At 65.5% G+C, this 15910-nt stretch carries 15 protein-coding genes; 8 read left to right on the forward strand and 7 right to left on the reverse strand.

Translation table 11 applies throughout. The features are described 5' to 3' along the window. The first annotated feature begins 114 nt into the window (after nt 1–114). Nucleotides 115–603 carry a tripartite tricarboxylate transporter TctB family protein gene (locus V9L20_RS19370; RefSeq protein WP_258504512.1) on the forward strand — a complete coding sequence of 163 codons (489 nt, stop codon included), beginning with the start codon at nt 115–117 and terminating at the stop codon, nt 601–603. 16 nt (nt 604–619) lie between these two features. Continuing rightward, entirely contained in the window at nt 620–2131 is a 1512-nt protein-coding gene (locus V9L20_RS19375) for a tripartite tricarboxylate transporter permease (protein WP_124957338.1), read from the forward strand. A 375-nt stretch (nt 2132–2506) separates the two neighbouring features. On the opposite strand, the gene V9L20_RS19380 is transcribed toward V9L20_RS19375, so the two are convergent. After that, complete coding sequence (locus V9L20_RS19380) at nt 2507–3433, reverse strand: LysR family transcriptional regulator (protein ID WP_337297795.1); 927 nt, start codon at nt 3431–3433, stop codon at nt 2507–2509. A gap of 97 nt (nt 3434–3530) precedes the next feature. On the opposite strand from V9L20_RS19380, the gene V9L20_RS19385 reads away from it, so the two are divergent. The 4 genes from V9L20_RS19385 to V9L20_RS19400 are packed head-to-tail and all read left to right on the forward strand — an operon-like array spanning nt 3531 to nt 7926. Further along, complete coding sequence (locus tag V9L20_RS19385) at nt 3531–4508, forward strand: Bug family tripartite tricarboxylate transporter substrate binding protein (protein ID WP_337297796.1); 978 nt, start codon at nt 3531–3533, stop codon at nt 4506–4508. Nucleotides 4509–4522: 14 nt separating this feature from the next. Continuing rightward, on the forward strand, nt 4523–6136 hold the full coding sequence (locus V9L20_RS19390; protein WP_337297797.1) for a gamma-glutamyltransferase family protein: 1614 nt from the start codon (nt 4523–4525) through the stop codon (nt 6134–6136). 21 nt (nt 6137–6157) lie between these two features. Further along, nucleotides 6158–7105, forward strand: coding sequence for a DMT family transporter (locus tag V9L20_RS19395; RefSeq protein ID WP_337297798.1), 948 nt, complete (start codon nt 6158–6160; stop codon nt 7103–7105). 26 nt (nt 7106–7131) lie between these two features. Then, on the forward strand, nt 7132–7926 hold the full coding sequence (locus tag V9L20_RS19400) for an SDR family oxidoreductase (RefSeq protein WP_258504524.1): 795 nt from the start codon (nt 7132–7134) through the stop codon (nt 7924–7926). 15 nt (nt 7927–7941) lie between these two features. Here V9L20_RS19400 and V9L20_RS19405 read toward each other — a convergent pair whose 3' ends face one another. After that, nucleotides 7942–8850, reverse strand: coding sequence for a DMT family transporter (locus V9L20_RS19405; protein WP_337297799.1), 909 nt, complete (start codon nt 8848–8850; stop codon nt 7942–7944). A 102-nt stretch (nt 8851–8952) separates the two neighbouring features. On the opposite strand from V9L20_RS19405, the gene V9L20_RS19410 reads away from it, so the two are divergent. Both V9L20_RS19410 and V9L20_RS19415 read left to right on the forward strand, forming a co-directional pair. Beyond that, nucleotides 8953–9936, forward strand: coding sequence for a quinone oxidoreductase family protein (locus tag V9L20_RS19410; protein WP_337297810.1), 984 nt, complete (start codon nt 8953–8955; stop codon nt 9934–9936). Nucleotides 9937–10067: 131 nt separating this feature from the next. Continuing rightward, a complete protein-coding gene (locus tag V9L20_RS19415; RefSeq protein WP_258504528.1) occupies nt 10068–10478 on the forward strand; it encodes a response regulator in 411 nt (136 codons plus the stop codon). A gap of 47 nt (nt 10479–10525) precedes the next feature. Here the strand turns inward: V9L20_RS19415 and V9L20_RS19420 are convergent, their stop codons facing one another. The 5 genes from V9L20_RS19420 to V9L20_RS19440 form a co-directional block, all read right to left on the reverse strand. Then, on the reverse strand, nt 10526–12187 hold the full coding sequence (locus V9L20_RS19420; RefSeq protein WP_337297800.1) for a Na/Pi cotransporter family protein: 1662 nt from the start codon (nt 12185–12187) through the stop codon (nt 10526–10528). Between the two features lie 66 nt (nt 12188–12253). Further along, nucleotides 12254–13114: a phosphodiesterase gene (locus tag V9L20_RS19425; protein WP_337297801.1), complete on the reverse strand. Its 861-nt coding sequence runs from the start codon at nt 13112–13114 to the stop codon at nt 12254–12256. Beyond that, entirely contained in the window at nt 13111–14172 is a 1062-nt protein-coding gene (locus V9L20_RS19430; RefSeq protein WP_337297802.1) for an ABC transporter ATP-binding protein, read from the reverse strand. Before V9L20_RS19430 ends, V9L20_RS19425 begins: the two co-directional genes overlap by 4 nt. Continuing rightward, a complete protein-coding gene (locus V9L20_RS19435) occupies nt 14162–14962 on the reverse strand; it encodes an ABC transporter permease (protein ID WP_337297803.1) in 801 nt (266 codons plus the stop codon). Before V9L20_RS19435 ends, V9L20_RS19430 begins: the two co-directional genes overlap by 11 nt. A gap of 19 nt (nt 14963–14981) precedes the next feature. Continuing rightward, entirely contained in the window at nt 14982–15803 is an 822-nt protein-coding gene (locus V9L20_RS19440) for an ABC transporter permease (protein ID WP_337297804.1), read from the reverse strand. Nucleotides 15804–15910 lie beyond the last annotated feature (107 nt).

Genomic DNA, 15910 nt, shown 5'->3' on the forward strand with positions numbered 1-15910 from the left:
GCGCGGTGAAGTCTTTCGGGTTATCCCTAGGCCTTTCGTTAGTGGAATCCACATCGGCCTGACCACTGGCTGACTCGACAATCCGGCATCGAAATTTGTTCGAGGAGACTGTTCGTGAAAATCAAGAGTCAGAAAGACTTTTTCTCGGGCCTGATGTTTACGGTAGTGGGCGCGGCGTTCGCATGGGGCGCCACCACCTACAGCGTAGGCACCGGCGCCCGCATGGGTCCGGGTTACTTCCCGTTGATGCTGGGCATCCTGATGGCCGTCATCGGCCTGGGGATCATGTTCAGCGGCCTGACCGTTGAAACCACCGACGGCGAAAAGATCGGCAAGTGGGCCTGGAAGCAGGTGATCTTCATCCTGGGCGCCAACGTCGCCTTCGGCATCTTGCTCGGCGGCCTGCCGAGCCTCGGCGTGCCGGCCATGGGAATGATCATCGCGATCTACGCGCTCGTGCTCATCGCCAGCCTTGCGGGCCACGAGTTCAAGCTGCCTACCGTGCTGATCCTGGCCACCGTGCTGGCCGTCGGCAGCTACGTTGCATTCATCTGGGCGCTCAAGCTGCAGATCCAGGTCTGGCCGACCTTCATCACCGGTTGAGAAGAAAGCTGCTCACATGGAATTGATTGACCACCTCTCGATGGGTTTTGGCGTTGCCTTTACCTTCACGAACCTGCTGTACTGCCTTGGCGGCTGTATCCTGGGCACGCTGATCGGCGTGCTGCCGGGCATCGGCCCGGTTGCGACCATCGCAATGCTGCTGCCCGCCACGTACGCGCTGCCGCCCGTGTCGGCGCTGATCATGTTGGCCGGTATCTACTACGGCGCGCAATACGGCGGCTCCACCACCGCAATTCTGGTGAACCTGCCGGGCGAATCTTCGTCGGTGGTAACCGTGATCGACGGCTACCAGATGGCGCGCAAGGGCCGTGCAGGTCCAGCGCTCGCCGCGGCGGGCCTGGGTTCGTTCTTTGCCGGTTGCGTCGGCACGCTGATCCTGGCTGCCTTTGCGCCGCCGCTCACCGAGCTGGCCTTCAAGTTCGGCCCGGCCGAATACTTCTCGCTGATGATCCTGGGCCTGATCGGCGCCGTGGTGCTGGCTTCGGGCTCGCTGCTCAAGGCCATCGGCATGATCGTGCTGGGCCTGCTGCTGGGCCTGGTGGGCACCGACGTGAACTCGGGCGTGGCACGCTACAGCTTCGACGTTCCGGAACTGACCGACGGCATCGGCTTCGTGGCCATTGCCATGGGCGTGTTCGGCTACGGCGAAATCATTGCCAACCTTTCGCGCCCCGACGACGAGCGCGAGGTGTTCACCGCCAAGGTTTCGGGCCTGTTCCCGACCAAGGAAGACTTCAAGCGCATGATCCCGGCCGTGCTGCGCGGCACGGCACTGGGTTCGTCGCTCGGCATCCTGCCGGGTGGCGGTGCGTTGCTGTCGGCCTTCGCGGCCTACACGATCGAGAAGAAGACCAAGCTGCATCCGGGCGAAGTACCGTTCGGCAAGGGCAACATCCGCGGCGTGGCAGCACCCGAGGCAGCCAACAACGCAGGTGCGCAAACCTCGTTCATTCCGCTGCTGACGCTGGGTATTCCGCCCAACGCGGTGATGGCGCTGATGGTGGGCGCAATGACGATCCACAACATCCAGCCGGGCCCGCAGGTGATGACCAGCAACCCCGAGCTGTTCTGGGGCCTGATCGCCTCGATGTGGCTCGGCAATGCAATGCTCGTGATCCTGAACCTGCCGCTGATCGGCATGTGGATCAAGCTGCTGACGGTGCCCTACAAGTTCCTGTTCCCCGCAATCGTGCTGTTCTGCGCCATTGGCGTGTACTCCACGAACAACAACACGTGGGACATCTGGATGGTCGGTATCTTCGGCTTCGTGGGCTACACCTTCTTCAAGCTGGGATGCGAGCCTGCGCCGTTGCTGCTGGGCTTCATCCTGGGGCCGATGATGGAAGAAAACCTGCGCCGTTCGCTGCTGCTCTCGCGCGGTGACTGGAGCGTTTTCGTCACGCGTCCGATCTCGCTCGGGCTGCTGCTCGCTGCTGCATTGCTGCTGGTGATCGTGCTGTTGCCGGCGGTGAAGGCGAAACGCGAAGAGGCTTTCGTCGAAGACTGATTTCCGTCTTCTGGCTTTATTCAAACGGCGCCTTTTGGGCGCCGTTTTTCATTTCGACGACTCCGTTGGGTGGAGGCCTTTGTTCAGGGCGCGTGCAAAGGCCACCGGGTACTCCCCTCCGCGAATGTCCCCCGCCTTCGGCTCCTCCTTTATTTCGCTGCGGGGAGCACCCGATGCCCTGTGCACACCGGGCGCTGCGCTTGTTCCGTTCGATCAACGACCGCTCTGGATAACGCACCCGTCGATGGGGTGCCTTGCGCAGCGAAATAAAGGAGGAGGCCGCAGGCCGGGGGACATTCGCGGAGCAAGGTACCCCGTCGGCGGGTGCGCACCACGAACAAAACACCAACGCACAACGCGCTGAATCAAACGAGCCTACGGCTTGCCAGCTCTCGGTGGTTTCATGTGCTGCCGAGCCATGGCCAAGAAGGCCAGCGCGGCAGGGCTGAGCGGGTGCTTGGCCAGCCGAACGGCTACTACCGGGTACTCCAGAGTCGGGCGCGTGACCGCCACAGCGCGCAGGTTGCCCGGCATCAACACTTCGACATAGCGTGGCAGCAGCGCCAATCCGGCACCTGCCTGGATCAGGCCGAATGCCGTCGACAACATCGACACGTGATGAACCACGTGCGGGTACACATTCGCCATGCTGGATAGTTGGCGGCTGACCGAGCGCCATACATTGGCGTCCGGGTTGACGTGGATGAAAGGCAGAGCTTCCAGGTGCCTGGCGTCGACCACCACGCGCTGCGCCAGCGGATGGTCCTCGCGTACGAAAAGAGCCATGCGCTCCGTGAACAACGGCTCGGTGGCCAGCTCCGAGTGCTTCTGGCCGATGTCCGAGCCGAAGCCCAGGTCGGCCTCCTGCGAGAGCAGGCGCGAAATCATCTGCTCGGCGGTGCTGTCGAGCAGCGTGGTGGCCAGCGTGGGGTGCTTCTGCGAAAAGCGGCCGAGCATCGGCGGCAGCAGGGCGCCGGCCGTGAGGTGGCCCACCGCCAGCACCACGCGGCCTTCGCGCAGTTGCGACTGCGAACGGCAGGCGTCTACCGACTCATCAATGAGGCGCAGCGCGCGCACGGCGGTTTCGACCATCACCTGGCCCGCGCTCGTCAGCTGGATGCGGCGGCCGCGCACCACCAGCGGCTGCCCGATCTCTTCTTCCATGCGCTTGATCAGGTGGCTGATCGCGGGCTGGGTCAGCTGCAGGGTTTCCGCGGCCAGCGTGAAGCTGCCGGTTTCAGCGACGGCTGCCAGTGCCCGCAACTGCTGCAGCGAGACCTCTTCGGTGGCGTTCTTTGCCATAAACCAGGTTCATAGTTGAATAAGGTGGATTATCTGGCTTGATGCCCAGCGGCTGCATAGCATGCAAGGTTTCTCTACCGGGCCAGAATCCAGCACCATGAAACGAATCCAGTTCCTTCAAGGGGTTGCCGCAGCGCTCTGCCTGGCTGCATCGAGCACAGCCAGCTTCGCCCAGGGCTATCCCAACAAGCCGGTGCGGCTCGTCGTGCCGTTCCCCGCGGGCGGCGCCACCGATCTCTTTGCCCGCACGCTCGGGCAGAAGATGGGCGACAAGCTCGGCACCACGCTGATCATCGACAACAAGCCGGGGGCCGGCGGTGCCATCGGTTCCGACCTGGTGGCCAAGGCGCAGGCCGACGGCTACACGCTGCTGCTGGCCACTACCAGCACGCATTCGATCGGCCCGGCCATCACCAGCAAGCTGCCTTACGACACGGTGCGCGATTTTTCGCCCATCGCGCATGTGGGCGATGCGCCCAGCATCATGCTGGTGCCGGTCAATTCGCCCGCGAAAACGGTGCGCGAATGGATCGACCATGCAAAGAAGAACCCCGGCAAGCTCAACTACGCCTCCAGCGGCAACGGCACCATCGTGCAGCTCACGGCGGAGCTCTTCAAGGCGCAGGCCGGCGTGTTCGTCACGCACATTCCCTACAAGGGCACGGCGCTTGCCATTCCCGACCTGATCAGCGGCAAGATCGACGTACTGTTCGACTCGCTGCCTACGGGCATGCCGCACGTGCGCGACGGACGCCTGCGTGCGCTCGGCGTTACCACGCTCAAGCGCAGCCCGCTCGCGCCGGAGCTGCCGCCCATTGCCGACACGCTGCCGGGCTATGAATCGAATACCTGGTTCGGCTTCTATGGACCGAAGGGTTTATCGGCGGACATCGTGGCGCGCGTCAATAAGGCGGCCAACGAAGCGCTGGCCGACCCCGAGGTGAAGGACAAGCTTTCGCGCTTGGGCATCGAACCCGCCACTGCCGGAACGCCCGAGCAGTTCGCGAAGATGGTGGCCACCGATGCGGCCAAGTGGAAAAAGATCGTGGTCGAACGCAAGATCACCAACGAGTAACGAGACAAACCGACATGAACTTCGATTTCAACAATCCCTATCTCTCCACCCGCATTCCGATCTTCGCGCGCAACGTGGTGTCGACCTCGCACCCGCTGGCGTCGCAAGCCGGGCTGCGCATGCTCCAGCAGGGCGGCAACGCCGTCGATGCGGCCGTTGCCACGGCGGCCGTGATGACGCTGGTCGAGCCGGTGAGCAACGGCCTTGGCAGCGATGCGTTCTGCATCCTGTGGGACGGCAAGGAACTGCATGGCCTCAACGGCTCCGGTCCCGCACCCAAGGCCTGGACGCCCGAGTACTTCAAGGCCAAGTACGGCGCCGATGCCGCAACGCCGCCCATGCGCGGCATCGATTCGGTCACGGTGCCGGGCGCCGTGCGCAGCTGGGTGGCGCTGAGCGACCGCTTCGGCAAGCTGCCCTTCGCCGACCTGATGGCGCCGGCCATCGACATTGCCGAGCGCGGCTACCTCGTGCCGCCGGTGGTGCAAGGCAAGTGGCTGGCGGCCACCTCGCTGCTCGAGTCGCAGCCGGGCTTCGCGCAGAGCTTTCTGCCTTGGGGCCGTGCACCCGAGATCGGCGAGCTGTTTCGTTTTCCCGCGGCTGCGCGCGCTCTCAAGGCCATTGCCCGCACCAAGGGCGAGGCCTACTACAGCGGCGAAATCGCTGAAGCGCTCGCCAGGTTTTCGAAAGAGCAGGGCGGCGCGCTCACCGTGTCCGACCTCTCGGCCTATCAGCCTGAGTGGGTCAAGCCGATTTCGCGCGACTACCGCGGCCACACGCTGCACGAGATTCCGCCCAACGGCCAGGGCATTGCGGCGCTGATCGCGCTCGGCATTCTCGAGAAGTTCGACATCGCTTCGCTGCCGGTCGACTCGGTCGCGTCGCAGCACTTGCAGATCGAGGCCATGAAGCTGGCCTTTGCCGACGTGTACCGCTACGTGTCGGAGCCATCGTCGATGACGGTGACCCCCGCGCAAATGCTCGATGACGCCTACCTGGCATCGCGTGCGAGACTCATCGACGTGAAAAAGGCGCAGGACTTCAAGGCCGGCAACCCCGTGAAGGGCGGCACCATCTACCTCACGGCCGCTGACGAGAGCGGCATGATGGTGAGCTTCATCCAAAGCAACTACATGGGCTTCGGCTCGGGTTGCGTGGAGCCCGAGTTCGGCATCAGCCTGCAGAACCGCGGCCACGGCTTCAGCCTCAAGGCCGAAAGCCCCAACGTGGTGGCGCCGGGCAAGCGGCCCTTCCACACGATCATTCCGGCCTTCCTTACCAAGGACGGCCAACCGGTGATGAGCTTTGGCGTCATGGGCGGCAACATGCAGCCGCAAGGCCACATGCAAACGCTGGTGCGCATGCTCGACTACAAGCAGAACCCGCAGGCCGCCTGCGACGCGCCGCGCTGGCGCTTCAATGCGGGGCTCGAAATCAACGTCGAGGCCGCGATGAACCGCAACACCGTTCAGGGCCTGCGCGACCTTGGCCACCACCTCGACGTGATCAACGACTCGTACCAGGACTTCGGCGCCGGCCAGTTCATCTGGCGCGCGGGCGATCCGTCGGTCGAAGGCTACGTGGCCGCCAGCGATCCGCGCCGCGACGGCGTGGCTGCAGGCTATTGAAGACCGCGCGATGATCGAGGGATGACCAAGTCCGCCGTACAGACCGGCATTCCCTCCGCGCACAGCGGCGCAAAGAGCATTGCGCCCGGCCTCATCCTCGCTTCGCTGGGCGCCATCGCGTTCAGCGGCAAGGCCATCATCGTCAAGCTGGCTTACCGGTATGGCGTGGATGCCATCACGCTGATCATGCTGCGCATGCTGTTCGCGCTGCCGCTCTTCGCGGTCATGGCGTGGTGGGCAGGGCGCGGCAAGCCCGCGCTCACGTTTCGCGACTGGCTCGGCGTGATCGGGCTCGGCTTCTCAGGCTACTACCTCGCGAGCTTTCTCGACTTTGCGGGGCTCGCCTATATCTCGGCCAGCTTCGAACGGCTGATTCTCTATCTCAACCCCACGCTGGTGCTGCTGTTCGGCTGGCTCCTGTATCGGCGGCGCGCAACGCGGCCGCAAGTGATGGGCATGATCGTGAGCTATGCAGGCGTGCTGCTCGTGTTCGGGCACGAGCTCTGGACCGGCGGCGGAGGAAAGGGCGGCGGGGCGGCGGCCTGGGGCGCCTTCTTGGTGTTCCTGAGCGCGGTGAGCTATGCGGGCTACCTCGTCTACAGCGGCGAGTTCGTCAAGCGCCTCGGGTCGCTCCGGCTCGTGGGCCTGGCCACCACCGTGGCTTGCGTGCTGTGCATCCTGCAGTTCGTGCTCACGCGGCCGATGAGCGTTGCGATGCAGGTGGCGCCCGAGGTCATCTGGCTCTCGGTGCTGAATGCCACGGTTTGCACGGCGGTACCTGTCCTGATGGTCATGATGGCCATCGAGCGCATCGGTCCGGCCATGGCTGCGCAAACCGGCATGATCGGGCCTCTTTCGACCATCCTCATGGGGGTGGTCATACTTGGCGAGCCGTTCACCGCGTGGATCGCGGCCGGCACGGTGCTCGTGATTGCGGGCATCTTCGTTTTCACACGCACGGGGCGCTAGCGCCCCTGCAGTACAGGAGAAAAAACATGGATCTGGGCATTGCAGGCAAGACCGCGCTGGTTTGCGGCGCGAGCAAGGGGCTTGGCTACGGCTGCGCCGAAGCGCTGGTGCGCGAAGGCGTGAACGTGGTGATCGTGGCGCGCGGCGCCGAGGCGCTCGAAGCCGCGGCTGCCAAGCTGGCCGCGGCGGCAGCAGGCTCGCCGGCACCCTTCGTCAAGCACGTGGCGGCCGACATCACGACCGAGGCGGGCCGCGCTGCCGTGTTCGCGCTCGGCCACGACTTCGACATCGTCGTGACCAACGCCGGTGGCCCGCCCCCCGGCGACTTCCGCAACTGGGACCGCGAAGCCTGGATCAAGGCGGTCGATGCCAACATGCTCACCCCTATCGAGCTCATCAAGGCCACGGTCGACGGCATGGCCAAGCGCGGCTTCGGGCGCATCGTCAACATCACCTCCAGCTCGGTGAAGTCGCCCATCGACATCCTGGGCCTTTCGAACGGCGCGCGCAGCGGCCTCACGGGCTTTGTGGCCGGCGTGGCGCGCACGGCCATTGCGGCGCAGGGCGTGACCATCAACAACCTGCTGCCCGGCTCGTTCGACACAGACCGCCTCAAGGGCACGATGGCCGGCACGGCCCAGAAGACGGGCCAGGACTTCGACACCGTGTGGGAAGCCCGCAAGAAGAACATCCCGGCCAAGCGCTTCGGCACGCCGGCCGAGTTCGGCGCCATCTGCGCCTTTCTCTGCAGCATGCAGGCCGGCTACATGACGGGACAGAACGTGCTGGCCGACGGCGGCGCCTACCCCGGCACTTACTGAGCCCGCCTCGTGGTCTCAACGTTTGGACGATGAGACCACGATGCCGCCCACGATTAGCAAGAAGGCCGCACCGTGGTACCAGTGCGGCGGTTCGCCGAGGAACGCCGCGGACAACAGCGCGGCGAACAGCGGCGTGAGGTTCATGAAGAAGCTCGCCGCCTGCGGCCCGGCATGCTGCACGCCGCTGCCCCAGCAGCGGTAGGCCAGTACGGCGGGCCCGATACCGATGAAGGCGAGGGCGGCGAACAGGGGCCAGCCCGGCACGATGCGCGCGTCCGCCAGCGTCCACTCGCCGGCCGCGAACGCGCCCGACCATGCAAGGCCGAACACCATTTGTGCCATGAGAAACGCGGCCCAGTCTTGCCGCACGGCTTGCGGCTCCCGCGTGCGGGCCAGTATCCAGCTGTAGAACGCCCAGGCAATGGTGCCCAGGATCATGTACAGGTCGCCCGGCACCAGGCGCAGCGCAAGCAACTGCCGCCATTCACCCCGGCTCAGCACCAGCAGCACGCCAAGCATCGAAAGCACCGATCCGCCGATCTCGCGGCCGCTGACGCGGGCGCCGAAGAAAACAGCGCCGGTCGCGAGCATCCACAGCGGCAGGCTGGAGCCGACCAGCGTGACGTTGATTGGCGTAGAGGTCTGCAGCGCCAGGTACTGAAAGGCGTTGTAGCAGCCGATGCCGAGCAGCCCCAGCACCGCGTAGCGCTTCCAGTGCGCCCACAGCGGGCTGCCGGGGCGCAGCACGGGCCATGCAAGCGGCAGCAACAGCACGAAGGCGATGACCCAGCGCACGAAGTTCAGCGTGAGCGGCGACACCAGCTCGCGCACCATGCGGCCGACCACCGCATTGCCGGCCCACAGCAGCGGCGGCACGGTGAGCAGGAAGACGGTGAAGGGCGTGAGGCGCTGCTGAATCTGCATGGCCGCCGACTCTACCGGGCATTGCCCGCCGCCGCCGCGGAAAGGCCAAACGTGGCACGATGCGCGTCTTCTTTTTCGCGAGCCTTGGAGACTGCAAAGATGATGAGCAAAGCCGTTCGTATCGACCGCCACGGCGGTCCCGAAGAACTGAAGATCGTCGACGTGGAGGTCGGCGAGCCGGGGCCCGGCGAAATACGCATCCGCCACAAGGCCGTGGGCCTGAACTTCATCGACACCTATCAGCGCAGCGGCCTCTATCCCTTCCAGATGCCCTTGCAGCTGGGCATGGAAGCCTCGGGCGTGGTCGAGGCGGTGGGCGAGGGCGTCACGCACCTCAAGGCGGGCGACCGCGCCGCCTATGCGAGCCAGCCCCCCGGGGCCTACAGCGAACTGCGCGTGATGCCGGCCAAGTGCGTCTGCAAGCTGCCCGACGCCATTTCGTTCGAAACCGGCGCGGCCATGATGCTCAAGGGCCTCACGGCGCAATACCTGCTGAAGAAGACGCTGCCCGCGGAAGGCTTGCAGCCGGGCGACTTCGTGCTGTTCCATGCCGCGGCCGGCGGGGTCGGGCTTATCGCCTGCCAATGGGCCAAGGCACTGGGCCTGCAGCTGATCGGCACGGCCGGCAGCGACGCCAAGTGCAAGCTCGCGCTCGAACATGGTGCGGCGCATGCCATCAACTACAGCACCGAGAACTTCGCGGCCCGGGTGAAGGAGATCACCGGCGGCAAAGGCGTGAAGGTGGTGTACGACTCGGTCGGCAAGGACACCTGGGAAGCCTCGATCGAGTGCCTGCGCCCGTTCGGCCTGTTGGCGATATTCGGCAATGGCTCGGGCCCCGTGCCGCCGATCAGCCTTGGCACGCTGGCCTCGAAGGGCTCGCTCTACGTGACGCGCCCGACGCTGTTCACGCACATTTCCACGCGCGAGAGCACACAGGCCATGGCGGACGACCTGTTCGCGGTGGTGCAGAGCGGTGCGGTGAAGATCCCGATCGACCAGCGCTACGCTTTGGCCGACGTGCAGCAGGCGCACCGCGACCTCGAAGCGCGCAAGACCACGGGCTGCACGATCCTCACGCTCTGATGCGCTGATAGTGGGCCACGGCCGGCCCGGCGACGGGCCAGCCTTGTCCTACCCGCGATGGGGTGTCATGCCTTCGTCTTGTGCCGGGCGCAATTTGTAGCCTGCTACAAAGCTCGAGGAACGCCGCCACCATGGACACCGTTAGAACCTTTGTTGTCGAGGACAACCCCACCATCCGCGAAAACCTGTTGGGCACCTTGCGCGAAGTGGCCAGGGTCGACCCGGTGGGCCAGGCGGAATCGGAGCGGGAGGGTACGCGTTGGCTGACGAGCAACCTCGCGCAATGGGACCTTGCCATCGTCGACCTGTTCCTGAAGGACGGCACCGGCTTCAGCGTACTCGAGGCCTGCCGCAACCGTGAGCCGGCGCAGAAAATGGTTGTGCTCAGCAACCATCTCACCCCCGAAATGCGCCGCAAGTGCACCCAGCTCGGCGCCGATGCGGTGTTCGACAAGGCCACGGAGATCGACGACCTGATCGACTTCTGCCTGCGCCGCCGCCAGGAGCAGTTCATGCGCTCGCCGTTCCCGGTCGCGCACTGACGTTTGCCTGCCGGCCTGCGCTTGCAGGCCCCCCCTCAAAAAAAAACTCAGCCCTCGATCTTCCCCAGCCGCGATTCACGCAGCCGGCTCGGTGCCAGTGCGCCCGCCGACTCGAGGATCGGGTAGGCGATGGAGCAGATGTGCGAGTTGATGCGCTTCAGGTCGCTGATCAGGTCGATGTGCAGCGAGCTGGTCTCGATGCTCAGCGTGGTGCGGTCGGACAGCCGGTCGAGGTGGGTGGTGGCATAGGCCCGTTCAAGGTCGCGGAAGCGTGCTTTTTCTTCGAGCAGCTTTTGCGCGTCGCGCACATTGCCGTTCAAAAACACGCTCATGCTCAGCCGCAGGTTGGCCACCAGCCGGCCGTGCAGTTCCACGATTTCCGCCATGCCGGCGGCCGAGAAGTTGCGCTGCGGCTTGATCTTCTTGTCCTCGATGTCGATGATCACGCGCTCGATGATGTCGCCGATCTGCTCCATGTTGATGGTGAAGCTGATGATGTCGGTCCAGCGCCGGCTTTCTTCTTCGCCCAGTGCCTCGCGCGAGATGCGCGTCATGTAGTACTTGATGGCCGAGTAAAGCTCGTCCACCGTGTCGTCGAGCTGCCGCAGTTCCTGCGACAGGCGCAGGTCGTTGTGGCGGATCACGTCGAGCGTGCCGATGAGCATGGTCTCCACGATGTCGGCCTGGTGCAGCGCCTCGCGCGCCGCGTTCGAAATGGCTAGCGAAGGCGTTGAAAGCGCCGAAGGGTCGAGGTGGTGCGGCCGCGTGGAAGTGGCCGGCTGCTGCGGCACCGGCAGCATCTTGGTGACCAGCGTTGCCACCCACTGCGTGAGGCCGATGAACCCCACGCTGATGATCACGTTGAATGCCAGGTGAAACAACACCACGCCGTGGGTCGCGTTGGGCACTTGTGGCTGCACGTAGCGCAGCCAGAGCCCGACGAAGGGCGCGACGATCGCCACGCCGAGCGCCTTGAACAGCAGGTTGCCCACCGTGACCTGCCGCACCGGTATGGCTGACTTGGCGGTGGTCAGCACGGCCAGCAAGCCGCTGCCGAGGTTGGCGCCGAGCACCAGCCCCAGCGCCACGTCGAGCGGAACCACGTTGGAGCTTGCCATGGCCGCCACCAGCAGCACCACGGCCAGGCTGGAATACGCCACGATGGCGAGCGCGGCGCCAATGGTGATTTCGAGCAGCACGTCGCTGCTGAGCGAGGCCAGCAGCGCCCGCACGGCCGGGGCCGAGAAGAGCGGCTCGGTGGCTTCCACCACCAGCTGCAGCGCCAGCAGCATCAGCCCCAGGCCGATGAGCACCCGGCCCACGCGGCCCGCCACGCTGGCCGAGCGCGAAATGAACAGCACCACGCCCACGAAGATGAACATCGGCGACAGCCACGAAAGGTCTGCCGAGAACAGCACCGAGATGAGCGCCGTGCCGACGTCCGCCCCGCGCATCACAGCCAGCGCCGCCGGCAGCGTGACCAGGCCCTGCCCCACGAAGGACGAAGTCATCAGCGACGTGGCCGTGCTCGATTGCACCAGCGCGGTCACACCGATGCCCGACAGCGCGGCGGTGAAGCGGTTGCGCATGCTCTGCACGAGGATCTTGCGCAGGTTGGCCCCGAACACGCGCAGCACGCCCGTTCGAACGAGGTGCGTGCCCCACACCAGCAGTGCGACGGCGGCGAGCAGGTTCAGAAGATGCTTCATGGGTGCCGGTTTCTATCCTTTTCGTTTTGGTTCGTTTTCTTCAGCCCCATTTTCCACACTATGGGCTCAATCGATCAGTGCTCCGTTGTCGTGGAAAGGAAAAGGGCCCTCGAATGTGCCGGAAGCCGCCAAATGGGTGACCAGCCGCCTGCTGCGCGCAGACCAGGCGTGAATCCGGAAACCCGGCGGCTCCAGCGTCCACGCAGAGGCCGCGTCGGGTGCCAGGTCCAGGCAGACCTGGTGGGCCGGTGCGGGCGAAGTGGATGCAATGGTGCCGCCGAAGCGCGCGTCGATGGCGCGGTGCAGATGCCCGCAGATCACGCGTTCGACGTTGGGGTACCGCGCGACCAGCGCTTCCAGTGCCTCGGCGCCCTGCAGCAGGCCAATCTCGTCCATGTGGCCGATCAACGTCTGGAAGGGGGGGTGGTGCATGGCAATGACCACGGGCTCGCCCCGGCAGGCTTCGAGCTGTTGCTCCAGCCACGCCAGCCGTTCGTTGCAGAGGGCGCCATGGCTCTCGCCCGGCACGCAGGTGTCGAGCGTCAGCAGGCGCAGCGCGCCCACCCGCACCGAGTATTGGACAAAACCGGCGGAGCCCACGCCCGCCGCCAGGTAGCCGTGGCCCGGAAAGCTGCGGCGCAGCTGGTCGCGGTCGTCATGGTTTCCGGGCATCAGATACACCGGCATGGTCAGCGGTGCCAGAAGACGCGTTAGGTGCTCGTATTCGGCCGCGCGGCCGAAGTCGCTCAGGTCGCCCGTAATCACCACCGCGTCGGGCAATTGCGGCAGGCGCAGCACCGATTGCACCGCGCGCTCCAGGTAGGGCGCGGTGTCGATGCGGCCGTACGCCAGGCGGCCGGGCTCGCGGATGTGCAGGTCCGTCAGCTGCGCCAGGAAGGTGGTGTCTTGTGTCGTTGCCGTGTTCATGCGCTGGTTTCCTGCGACGTCATCAGGCGATCGGGCTGGATGCGAAGGCCGACCGGATCACCCGGGCCGAAAGGCGTGTCGCGGCCTACATCGGCTACCAGCAAGGACTGGTCCTGCGTGCGCAGCTGCAGCTGCACGCGGTCGCCGAGAAAGGTGCGGCGTTCGACTGCGGCAAGCCCCCAGCCGGGCTGCGGCGCGCTCACCTCCACGTCTTCGGGTCGCACCAGGAGCATCGCATGGTCGCGCCAGGCGGGCGGGCAAGGCAGTGTGCTTCCGCCGAGTCGGACAACGCCTTGCGCAATGGCGTCGGGCTTGCGCTCCAGCCGGTTCACCCGGCCGAGGAATTCCGCCACGAAGGGGTGTGACGGCGCGCGGTACAGCTCTTCGCCGCGGCCGATCTGCACGATGCGTCCGGCGCTCATCACCGCCAGGCGGTCGGCAATGGCCATCGCCTCCTGCTGGTCGTGAGTGACGTGGATGGCCGTGATGTGCAGGCGGCGCAGCAGCTCGGCGAGCTCGTCGCGCAGCGACTCCTTGAGCTTGGCGTCGAGCGCGGCCAGCGGTTCGTCGAGCAGCAGCACGCGCGGGCGCACGGCAACCGCGCGCGCCAGTGCCACGCGTTGGCGCTGGCCGCCCGAGAGCTCGGCAGGGCGCTTGTTCTCAAGCCCGCCGAGCCGCGTCAGGTCGACCAGTTCGCCCACGGCGCGCTTTTCTTCTTCGGGCGCCACGCCGCGGATGCGAAGGCCGTAGCCAATGTTGGCGGCCACCGTCATCTGCGGAAAGAGCGCGTAGCTCTGGAACACCATGCCCACGCCGCGATGTTCCACCGGGCGCTGCGTGACGTCTTGCCCACCGAACACGATGCGGCTGCCTTCGTCGGGTGCCTCGAGCCCTGCAATCAGCCGCAATAGTGTGGTCTTGCCGCAGCCGGAGGGGCCGAGCAGCGCAAGCACTTCGCCCGCTTCCACGTGCAGGTCGGTCGGCAGCAGGCCGCGCGTGCCGTCCGCGTAGGTCTTCGCGCAGCGCGAAATGTCGATGGGAATGCGTTCAAGTTCCATGGCGTTTCTGCATCAGGTTGGCAAGGTACTGCAGTCCCCACAGCACCGGAAGAATGACGGCGAAGAAGACCAGCGTGTAGGCCGACCCGATCTCGATGCGCATCGAGGCATAGCTGTCGGCCAGCCCCACAGGCAGGGTGCGCGTGAGCGGCGTGTGCAGCATCCAGGTTAGGTTGAACTCGCCCACCGAGAGCGTGAACACCATGAGGCTGCCGGCCACGATGGCGGGGAACACGGCGGGTACGAGGATGCCCATGAAGCGCTGGCGGAAGTTCGCGCCCAGCGAACGGGCGGCTTCCTCGAGCGCGAGCAGGTCGTCGCGCTGGAAGGCCGAGCTCACGGTGCGCACCATGAACGGCAGAGTGAACACCATGTGGCCCACGAGAATGAAGGCGAAGCTCTGGCGGAAGGCCGTGAGTTGGCCGTAGGCGAGTATCAGCGCCAGCGCGGTCGCGAGGCCCGGCACCGCGACGGGCAGCGTCAGCAGCTCTTCGAAGATGTGCGCAGCGCGTGAACGGCTGCGCGCCAGCGCATAGGCGCAGGGCACGCCCAGCAGCACGGTGCCGACCACGCAGGCCAGCGCCAGTGCGAGTGACCAACCCACGGTGCCGCCGTAGTTCTCCCATACCTCGCCGAGCCAACGCAGCGTGAGGCCGCTCTTCAGGCCCGTGCTGTAGTTGTTGACCAAGCCAGCCATAACGGACAGCAGCATCGGCGCGATCATGAAGATGCTCACCAGCACTGTGATGGCCAGCAGGAAAGGCGCCTTGAGTTGGGTGTTCTTTCGCATGAAGCGTTTCCCTCTTGATTCAGTGCGCGACCGGGTTGGCTCCGAAGCGCCGCGCCACGAACAGCACCAGCCAGGTCACGAGGCCCAGCGCAATCGAGAGCGATGCGGCGAGTGCAAAGTTGGCGTAGTTGGTGAACTCGTTGTAGATGGTGATGGGGATCACCTCGAACTTGCTGGCGAGCGTGAAGGCGGTGCCGAAGGCGCCCATCGAAGTGGCGAAAAGAATGGCGCCGCAGGCCAGCGTGGTGGGGGCAAGCTCGGGCATCCACACATCGCGCGCCACGCGCAGGCGCGAGGCACCGAGCGAGCGCGCGGCTTCTTCGAGTTGCAAGTTCATGGCCTCTGCCGCTGCGGCGTAGGTGGCAATGGCGCGTGGAAGCGAAAAATACAGGTAGGCCAGGAACAGGCCGAGCAGGCCATATGCAAAGGTGATGCGTTCACCGAAGAGGCTGTCGCCGATGTCGGCCACCAAGCCTTGCCGCCCACCGAGCAGGATGACGAAGAAGCCGATGATCACGCCCGGAAAGGAGAGAGGCAGCGTGAGCAGCGACAGCAGCATGCGTTTGCCGGTGAAGGAATGGCGCGCGAGGTAGATGCCCACGGCTGCGCCGAGCACCAGGGTCGCAAGTGTCACGGCCACCGACAACGCCACAGTGTTGACCATGCTCTGCAGGTAGCGCGAATCTGTCAGCACCGCGAAGTAGGTGGACCAGCCCTTGGTCGCGGGCAGCGTGAGCAGGCGGACCACCGGCAGCAGCCAGAAGGCAGCGAAGAACACGGCTGCGGGGGCTGCGCAGGCCAGCAGGCGCCAGCGTGGGTTCCAGGCGTTGGGTTGCTTCATCTCAGTTTTTTTCGCGCTGTGTTGCGGGGTGCTGTTGTTCAGGGCGCGTGCAAAGGCCACCGGGTACTCCCCTCCGCGAATGTCCCCCGCCTTCGGCTCCTCCTTTA

It is taken from the genome of Variovorax sp. CCNWLW225, from assembly GCF_037204045.1.
Taxonomy (GTDB): Bacteria; Pseudomonadota; Gammaproteobacteria; order Burkholderiales; family Burkholderiaceae_C; genus Variovorax.

What these genes read in the sequence shown, in the direction of transcription:
- V9L20_RS19420 (WP_337297800.1), bottom strand. Translation starts at nt 12,187, where the DNA reads ATGAAGCATCTTCTGAACCTGCTCGCCGCCGTCGCACTGCTGGTGTGG.
- V9L20_RS19430 (WP_337297802.1), bottom strand. Translation starts at nt 14,172, where the DNA reads ATGGAACTTGAACGCATTCCCATCGACATTTCGCGCTGCGCGAAGACC.
- V9L20_RS19410 (WP_337297810.1), top strand. Translation starts at nt 8,953, where the DNA reads ATGAGCAAAGCCGTTCGTATCGACCGCCACGGCGGTCCCGAAGAACTG.
- V9L20_RS19435 (WP_337297803.1), bottom strand. Translation starts at nt 14,962, where the DNA reads ATGCGAAAGAACACCCAACTCAAGGCGCCTTTCCTGCTGGCCATCACA.
- V9L20_RS19405 (WP_337297799.1), bottom strand. Translation starts at nt 8,850, where the DNA reads ATGCAGATTCAGCAGCGCCTCACGCCCTTCACCGTCTTCCTGCTCACC.
- V9L20_RS19390 (WP_337297797.1), top strand. Translation starts at nt 4,523, where the DNA reads ATGAACTTCGATTTCAACAATCCCTATCTCTCCACCCGCATTCCGATC.
- V9L20_RS19375 (WP_124957338.1), top strand. Translation starts at nt 620, where the DNA reads ATGGAATTGATTGACCACCTCTCGATGGGTTTTGGCGTTGCCTTTACC.
- V9L20_RS19395 (WP_337297798.1), top strand. Translation starts at nt 6,158, where the DNA reads ATGACCAAGTCCGCCGTACAGACCGGCATTCCCTCCGCGCACAGCGGC.
- V9L20_RS19400 (WP_258504524.1), top strand. Translation starts at nt 7,132, where the DNA reads ATGGATCTGGGCATTGCAGGCAAGACCGCGCTGGTTTGCGGCGCGAGC.
- V9L20_RS19380 (WP_337297795.1), bottom strand. Translation starts at nt 3,433, where the DNA reads ATGGCAAAGAACGCCACCGAAGAGGTCTCGCTGCAGCAGTTGCGGGCA.
- V9L20_RS19440 (WP_337297804.1), bottom strand. Translation starts at nt 15,803, where the DNA reads ATGAAGCAACCCAACGCCTGGAACCCACGCTGGCGCCTGCTGGCCTGC.
- V9L20_RS19415 (WP_258504528.1), top strand. Translation starts at nt 10,068, where the DNA reads ATGGACACCGTTAGAACCTTTGTTGTCGAGGACAACCCCACCATCCGC.
- V9L20_RS19385 (WP_337297796.1), top strand. Translation starts at nt 3,531, where the DNA reads ATGAAACGAATCCAGTTCCTTCAAGGGGTTGCCGCAGCGCTCTGCCTG.
- V9L20_RS19425 (WP_337297801.1), bottom strand. Translation starts at nt 13,114, where the DNA reads ATGAACACGGCAACGACACAAGACACCACCTTCCTGGCGCAGCTGACG.